Source organism: Conexibacter sp. CPCC 205762, assembly GCF_030646155.1.
Lineage (GTDB): Bacteria > Actinomycetota > Thermoleophilia > Solirubrobacterales > Solirubrobacteraceae > Conexibacter.
In genome coordinates this window covers 1-7,374 of the sequence record NZ_JAUTDN010000083.1, presented here as the reverse complement: position 1 = coordinate 7,374, position 7,374 = coordinate 1, and the positions used below count along the sequence as shown (strand labels likewise).

At 75.1% G+C, this 7,374-nt stretch carries 7 protein-coding genes and 1 pseudogene; 2 read left to right on the top strand and 6 right to left on the bottom strand.

Going from position 1 to position 7,374, the window contains the following annotated elements:
* Positions 1-268 (top strand): annotated as a pseudogene (locus Q7L73_RS28355) (hypothetical protein); the annotation flags it as partial.
* Between the two features lie 63 nt (positions 269-331).
* On the opposite strand, the gene Q7L73_RS28350 reads toward Q7L73_RS28355, so the two are convergent.
* The 3 genes from Q7L73_RS28350 to Q7L73_RS28340 all read right to left on the bottom strand — a co-directional run bounded on the left by Q7L73_RS28350 (position 332) and on the right by Q7L73_RS28340 (position 2,775).
* Entirely contained in the window at positions 332-1,411 is a 1,080-nt protein-coding gene (locus Q7L73_RS28350) for a hypothetical protein (protein ID WP_304696235.1), read from the bottom strand.
* A gap of 69 nt (positions 1,412-1,480) precedes the next feature.
* The gene (locus Q7L73_RS28345) at positions 1,481-2,137 is read right to left on the bottom strand and encodes a Bax inhibitor-1/YccA family protein (protein ID WP_304696233.1); all 657 of its coding nucleotides are present in this window, start codon (positions 2,135-2,137) and stop codon (positions 1,481-1,483) included.
* Positions 2,138-2,211: 74 nt separating this feature from the next.
* The gene (locus Q7L73_RS28340) at positions 2,212-2,775 is read right to left on the bottom strand and encodes a CGNR zinc finger domain-containing protein (RefSeq protein WP_304696231.1); all 564 of its coding nucleotides are present in this window, start codon (positions 2,773-2,775) and stop codon (positions 2,212-2,214) included.
* A 52-nt stretch (positions 2,776-2,827) separates the two neighbouring features.
* On the opposite strand from Q7L73_RS28340, the gene Q7L73_RS28335 reads away from it, so the two are divergent.
* Positions 2,828-3,214 (top strand): VOC family protein, encoded by a 387-nt coding sequence (locus tag Q7L73_RS28335; protein WP_304696229.1) that lies wholly within the window; start codon positions 2,828-2,830, stop codon positions 3,212-3,214.
* Between the two features lie 70 nt (positions 3,215-3,284).
* Here Q7L73_RS28335 and Q7L73_RS28330 read toward each other — a convergent pair whose 3' ends face one another.
* The 3 genes from Q7L73_RS28330 to Q7L73_RS28320 form a co-directional block, all read right to left on the bottom strand.
* Complete coding sequence (locus Q7L73_RS28330; protein WP_304696227.1) at positions 3,285-4,724, bottom strand: acyl-CoA synthetase; 1,440 nt, start codon at positions 4,722-4,724, stop codon at positions 3,285-3,287.
* 64 nt (positions 4,725-4,788) lie between these two features.
* Entirely contained in the window at positions 4,789-5,748 is a 960-nt protein-coding gene (locus tag Q7L73_RS28325) for an NADP-dependent oxidoreductase (protein ID WP_304696225.1), read from the bottom strand.
* Positions 5,749-5,774: 26 nt separating this feature from the next.
* Positions 5,775-7,076 (bottom strand): serine hydrolase, encoded by a 1,302-nt coding sequence (locus tag Q7L73_RS28320; RefSeq protein WP_304696223.1) that lies wholly within the window; start codon positions 7,074-7,076, stop codon positions 5,775-5,777.
* Positions 7,077-7,374: the final 298 nt, after the last annotated feature.

Genomic DNA, 7,374 nt, shown 5'->3' with positions numbered 1-7,374 from the left:
CGGCTTCGCCGCTGCTGGGGGCGCGGGCTCCGGCGGCGCGGGGGCGGGCACGGGGCTCGACGTCGCCGCCGCGGCCGGCGCCGTGCCGGCCGACGGCAGCGCCGGCGGCGCCGACGGCACGCCGGAGGTCGTCCGCCGCGACGGCTTCGCGCTGCCGAGCGGATCGGGCCGCACGCTGCCGACGCCGCTGCTGGCCGCGCTGATCGTGCTCGCCGGCCTCGCCGCGGCTGCCGCCGGCGGCGCGCTGCTGACGCGCCGCCGCGGCTGAGCTGGCGCCGCCTCAGCGCGCGCGGCAGTGGGCCCGCGCGCCGCAGGGGCCGGAGCGGGCGCCTCAGCGCGCGCGGCAGCGGGCCGGCGCGATGTAGAGCCGGTGCTTCAGCGTGCGTCTGCCGGAGACGGTGCTCAGGCGGGCGGTCACGGTCGCGCGTCTGCAGGCGGCGCGGACCAGCGCTCTGCGCGCGGACGGCGGGACGCGCACGTGCATCAGCACGGTGCGGGTCTGCACCGGCAGTCTGTTGAGCGTCAGCAGGCGGCGATGGGCACGGTCGCGCACGCGCAGCCGCCCGTCGAGCTGGAGGATCGTTCCGCGCACGCGGGAGTGCGTGACCTCGATCCGCGTGCGCGCGGCCGGCAGCGAGGCGGGCAGCACCAGGGTCAGCGCGCGGATCCTCGCGGCGCCGGGCGCGTGGACGCGCAGGTGCAGGCGCGCGGCGTGCGGCGTCAGGCGCGCGATCAGGCGCCCGCGGCAGCGGATCGCGCCTCCGCACGCTCTGCTCGGCTGATCGAGGCTCTGTCTCTCGGGCGTCGGCGTCGGCGTCGGCGCCGGGGTCGTCTCGGCCGGGGTCGGCGTCGGCGTCGGTTCGGGCGCCGGCGTCGGGGTCGTCGGCGCGTCGAGCGAGGCGCGCCAGGTGATCGTCTGGGTGGCGGTCTCGTTCGGCGTCACGACGGCGTCGGACGGCAGCCAGACGCGGAAGCGGAAGGCGCGGCTGGCGCCGTCGGCGAGCGAGCCGTCGGAGACGGCCGGCGCGCCGGCCTGCGGGAAGTCGGCGAGCGTGCCCTCCCACAGCGTCTGCGCGGGCGTGAAGCCGTTGCAGCTGCGGCTCGTGCCGGGGCCAGGGCCGGGCGAGTCGCCGCCCTCGACGCGCATCCGCAGTCTCTGCCCCAGCGAGCCGCTGACGGTCGCGCTGACGTCGAGCCGCGTCGCGGTGCCGCCGCGCGCGCTCAGCGCGATGCAGCGCTCGGTCGGCGGGGCGCCCGGCTGCATCCCCTGCAGCTCGAACAGCGGCCCTTCGGCGTCGAGCGCGATCGACGGCGTGCCGCCGCCGTCCTGCGCGAGCGCGATCGCGGCTATGCCGCCGATCAACAGCAGTGCTGTTGCGAGCGCGAGCAGCCGCTCCCGACGGCCGCTCACGTGGTCAGTCCCTTGCCTGTCATCTGCCAGCCACCGAGTGCTTACCCGGAATTCTGGCAGATGACGACGTCAGCGGTTGTTGCCGAACAGCTGGAGGAACAGCAGGAAGAGGTTGAAGACGTCGAGGAAGATCCCCGCGGCCAGCGGCACCGCCTCGGATCTGCCGGCGCGGCGGAGGCGGTTGAAGTCGACGAGCGTGTAGCCGGCGAAGATCGCGATGCCGGCGAGCGCGTAGATCGTCTGGGCGCCCTGGATGTTGAAGACGATCATCACCAGGCCGAAGACGATCAGCCCGATCAGCGCGAAGAACAGTATGCGGTACAGGTACGACAGGTCTCTGCGCGTCGCGTAGCCCCACGCGCCCATGCCGGCGACCGTCAGCCCGGTCGCGCCGGCCGCCTGCCAGACGACGTCCGGCTGCGTGTCGAGGTAGTACGTGACCGTCGTGCCTATCGAGACGCCGAGCAGGAAGCCGACCGCGAACAGCAGCAGCGTCGCGAGCGAGGGCGAGCGGCGGTTGACGAAGTTGAGCGCGATCAGGCAGACGATCGCGCCGATCCACGGCAGGATCCACTTGGCGCCGTCGAAGTCGCGGCCGACCCAGGCGCCGAGCGCCGCGAAGCCGCAGGTGACGGCGACCAGGCCCATGACCTGGCCGAACAATGCGCGCGCCTGGGTGCCCTCGACCGGGCGCGCGCCGGGAACTCCGCTGACGTCATAGCTCATACGCCCAAGTCTCGCGCATCGCGAGGCGGGCGGCAATCGCAGTGGCCGGTCGGACGGGCTGTGCGGGCCGTCGCTCAGCCGCCGCGCGCCCGGTGCGCGCGCGTCTTGGCGATCGTGCCGCAGCGCTCCATCGAGCACCATCTGCGCCGCCCGGGGCGCGAGGCGTCGACGAAGATCAGGCCGCACGTGTCCGACGCGCAGACGCGCACCCGTCTGGCCAGCGGCGAGGCGACCAGCTGCTGCAGGTCGCGCGCGAGCGTCGAGAGCGCCTGCGCGACGCTGCCGGCCTGGAGCGCGAGCGTGCCGTCGGCGGCGAGGCGCGGCACCAGCGGCGGCTGCACGGCGGCGCTGTTGACGGTCGCGAGCGCGCGCGGCGGCAGCGCGGCGCCGGCGATCAGCGCCTCGGCGATCGCGCGGTGGGCGGCGCGCAGCCGCTTCGTCGCGGCGAGGTCGGCGGCGGTCGGTCTGCGCAGGTCGGCGTCGACCACGACTGCCAGCCATCTGGCGACGTCGGCCGGCTCGTGCAGCAGCTCCCAGACCGCCAGCGGCCCCTCGCCGCCGGTGTGGACGAGGTCGAGGCTGGGGCGGCCGGTGCGGAAGCGGCGCCGGTCGCGGTGGTCGAGGTCGGCACGGCGCATGTAACCAGTTATACCGGTTGCAGAAGGATGGTCAACTGGGTAGGTTGCGAGCATGGAACTGACCGACCCACGCGCCGTCGACTGGTCGAGACCGTTCGTCGACCACGTCCACCTGCGCGTCACCGACCTCGCGGCCAGCCGCGCCTTCTACGCCGCCGCGCTGGAGCCGCTCGGGATCCCGTTCACGCTCGACCTGCCGCACCTGATCGGCTTCGGATCGCTCGCGCTCAGCGACGACGCCGAGCCGACGCGCGGCGCCCACGTCGCCTTCGTCGCGTGGTCGAAGGAGGCGGTCGACGGCTTCCACGCCGCCGCGCTCGCCGCCGGCGGGACCGACAACGGCGCCCCCGGCGACCGCCCGCACGGCGCCTACGCCGCCTACGTGCTCGACCCCGACGGCACCAACGTCGAGGCCGCCTTCCGCGTCTGGCCGAGATGAGCCCGACCGGCGCGAGCGATTCATCGCCTGAGCTGCAATCTCTGGGTCTGTCAGACCCAGAGATTGCGTGTCACCCCTGCTCGCGCAGCAGCGCGCGGCGGATCTTGCCGCTGGGGGTCTTCGGCAGCTCGGCGGCGAAGTCGATCCGGCGGGGGTACTTGTAGGGCGCGGTCTCGTGCTTGACGTGGTCCTGCAGCTCGCGCGCGAGCGCGTCGGACGGCGTCGCCTCGTCGCGCAGGACGACGATCGCGCGGACGATCGCGCCGCGTTCGTCGTCGGGTGCTGAGACGACGGCGGCCTCGGCGACGGCCGGGTGGGCGACGAGCGCGGACTCGACCTCGAAGGGGCCGATGCGGTAGCCGGCGGAGATGATCACGTCGTCGGTGCGGCCTTCGAAGTAGAGGTAGCCGTCGTCGTCGTGGCGGACGCGGTCGCCGGTGCGCCAGACGGTGTCGCGGGAGTGCGGGTCTGATCCGAGGTAGCCGTGGAAGAAGGTCGGGACGGTGGCGGGGTCGGCGACCAGCTCGCCGTCGTCGATGCGCAGGTCGATCCCGGGCAGGGGGCAGCCCATCGAGCCGGGGCGGACCGCTTCGCCGAGCGGGGTGCCGGTCAGCTGACCGGTCTCGGTCTGGCCATAGCCGTCGCGGATCGTGAGGCCGGTCTCGGCCTCCCACAGCCGCAGCACCTCGGGGTTGAGCGCCTCGCCCGCGGCGACCAGGCCGCGCAGGAGCGGAAGGCGCTTGGGCTGCGCGCGCTTGGCGATCACGCGGTACTCGGTCGGCGCCATGCAGAGCACGCTCACGCGCTCCCGCTCCAGCAGCTCCAACCGCTCGGCGGGATCGAAGCGGGCGTCGTGCAGCAGCGCGCTGGCGCCGCGGATCCACGGTGCGATGAAGACGTTGCGCGCCGACTTGGACCAGCCGCTGGCGGCCGTGCACCAGACCAGCTCGCCGGGACGCGCGTCGAGCCAGTGCTCGGCCTGCAGCCGCTGGCCGGTCAGGTAGCGCTGCGCGTGCAGCACGCCCTTGGGCTCACCGGCCGTGCCGGAGGTGAAGGTGATCAGGCACGGCTCCTCGGCCGCCAGCTCGACCGCCTCCACCGGCGGACCTCTGAACAGCGACGGGTCGGGCACGAGCACCACCCGGCAGCCCGGTCTCGCCGCCGCCAGCTCCGTCGCGTTGCGCTCGTCGCAGACGATCAGGGCCGGGTCGGCGGCGTCGATCCGCAGCCGCAGGTCCTTCGCCCGCAACTGCTCGGTGCAGGGCAGCACGACCGCTCCGATGCGGAAGCAGGCGACCATCGTCAGCACCCACTCCGGCCGGTTCCCGACCACCGTCATCACGACGTCGCCGCGCCCGACGCCCAACCGCGCGAACGTCCCCGCCAACCGCGCCGCCCCGTCCGCGACCGCACCGAACGACCACTCCCGCCGCGCCCCGTCACGCGCCAGCTCGACCAGCGCCAGACCGGCCGGGTCGGCGGCGTCGACGACATCGCGGGCGAAGTTCATCGCCCGCAAGTCTCGCGGATGGAGCGGGCGAGCGCCGCCGCTCGCGGACGGCGGCGGGCCGGTCTCACACCGTCAGCACGATCTTGCCGGTCGTGCGGTCCTGCTCGCCGTGGCGGTGGGCGTCGGCGGCCTCGGCGAGCGGGAAGGTGCGGTCGATCAGCGCGCTCAGCCTGCCGTCGGCGGCGAGCTGGGCGATCGCCTCCATCCCTCTGCCGTCGGGCTCGACCAGCAGCCAGCGGGCGTCGATGCCGCGCGCCGCGGCGGCGGCGAACGCCTCCGGCTGGGGCCCGAGCAGGGTCACCAGCCGGCCGCCGTCGCGCAGCGTCCGCAGCGAGCGCGCGACGTAGTCGCCGCCGATCGTGTCGAGCACGACGTCGACCTCCCGCAGCGCGTCCGCGAAGTCGGTCTCGCGGTAGTCGACCAGCTCGTCGGCGCCGAGCCCGCGCAGCAGCTCGTGCTTGGGGGCGCTGGCGGTGCCGATCACATGCGCGCCGCGCGCCTTCGCGATCTGCACCGCGAGATGGCCGACGCCGCCGGCGGCGGCGTGGATCAGCACGCGCTCGCCGGCCTGCAGCGCGGCCGTGTCGACGAGCGCCTGCCAGGCGGTCAGCGCCGCGAGCGGCAGCGCGGCTGCGCCGACGTCGCTGAGGCCGGCGGGGATCTTCGCCCACTGGCGGCTCGGCGCCGTCACGTACTCGGCGTAGGCGCCGGCCTGGCGCGGGAACCACGGCATCCCGAAGACGCGGTCGCCGACCGCCAGCGTCGTCACGCCGCCGCCGACCTTGACGACCTCGCCGGCGACGTCGTAGCCGACGATCATCGGGTCGCCCCACAGCTTCGCGCCGCCGCTCGTGCGCGACTTCCAGTCGGTCGGGTTGACGCCGACGGCGTGGACTCTCACCAGCACCTCGGTCGGGACCGGCTCGGGGCGCGGCAGCTCGCGCTGCTCCAGCACCTCGGGGCCGCCGAGTCTCGTCACGACGATCGCGCGCATCGTCGCGGGCAGCTGCTGTTCCGTGCTCATGAGCAGCAGTCTGCCCACCGCGCCGCCTAGCCCAGTCTCACGTCCTGCGCGACCGCGCCGAGCCGCTGGCCGAGTCTCAGCCAGATGCGGATCGCGGGCGCGTCGACCGGCTCGATCTGCAGCTTGTTCGACAGCACCGCGATCGTCAGGCCGGTGCGCGGGTTGGTCGCGGCCATGCTCGTGTAGCCGCCGTAGGCGCCGCTGAAGCCCTGCCAGCGGTCGGCCGGCGGCGGGCCGAAGTCGAACCGCTTCGTACCGAGGCCGAACTGCCTGACGGCGGCCGGGCCCTGCGAGCGCATCATCGTCCGCAGCGACGCCGGCCGCAGCAGGCTCCCGGCGCGGTAGAGGCCGTCGGAGAAGCGGGCGGCGTCGAGCGCGGTCGCGGCGATCCCGCCGTCGGTCCAGACCGGGCCGAAGGCGTCGGCCGGCAGCGAGCGCGCGCCCGACCAGGTGTCGAAGGTCGTGCTGCCGAAGCCGTAGTAGCCGTGCGAGAAGCGCTCCAGCGGCAGGCCGCCGCGCACCATCGTCGTCTCGCGCAGGCCGAGCGGACGCGTCACGAACCGCTGCAGCAGCCGCTGGAACGGCGCTCTGCCGGCCCGCTCGGCGATCTCGCCGAGCAGCAGGTAGTTGGTGTTCGAGTACTCCCATCTGCTGCCGGGCGTGAAGGCCGGCGCGCTCGCGAGCGCGATCAGCCTCGCGCGCGTCCAGCGATGGTTGGGGTCGTACGCTCTGCGGTCGCTGGTGATCCGCTCGACCGCCGGGTCGCCCTCGACGTCCGGGTAGCCGGCTGTGTGGTCCAGCAGCTGCCGGACGGTCACCGTGCGCGCGCCCGGCAGCGCCGGCAGCCAGTGGTCGATCGTCTGGTCCAGCCGCAGCCGGCGCTGCTCGGCGAGCCGCAGGATCACGACGGCGGTGTAGCTCTTCGTCAGGCTCGCGATCGGCTGCAGCGTGTCGAGGCGCTGCGGGGCGGAGTCGCGCGCGCTCGCGCCGCCGAGCTTCAGCGGCGCCGCCGACGGGTCGACGGCGAGGCCGCTCGCGCCCTGCCACAGGACTCTCCCTCTGTCGAGGATCGCCGCGGTCGCGCCGGGCGCGCCGTACTGCCTGACGGCGGCGGCGAGCAGGCTGTCGAGCGCGGCCGGGTCGGCGGCGTACGCGGAGGGGGCGGGACGGAGCGGGACGGCGGGCTCGGCGGTGGTCGGCGGCAGCAGCAGCGAGCCGGCGGCCGCGGCGAGCGGCGGCGCGGTGGCGGCGTAGGCGACGCCGGTCGCGCTGCCGGTGAAGAGCAGGGCGCCGGCGGTGACGACGAGCGCATGACGGATCGGATGCATGGCCAGCATCCTTCGCCAGCGCCGCCGCCGCGACCACGGGGCTGACGCCCGAGCGGCGGTGGAGCCAGGCGCCGGGCGCCCGTGCGGACATCCGCACCGCGCCCCTCGTGACACCACCGCCGACGCGCCGCCCCCGCTCGCGCAGGATCGTCGTCATGCCACCGATCCGTCACCTGGCGCTCCTGCTCGCCACCAGCGCGACCGCGCTCGCCGCCACCGCAACCGCGTCCGCCGCGCCGCCCGCCGCTGCGCCGCCCGCCGCTGCGCCGCCCGCCGCTGCGCCGCCCGCCGTCGCGCC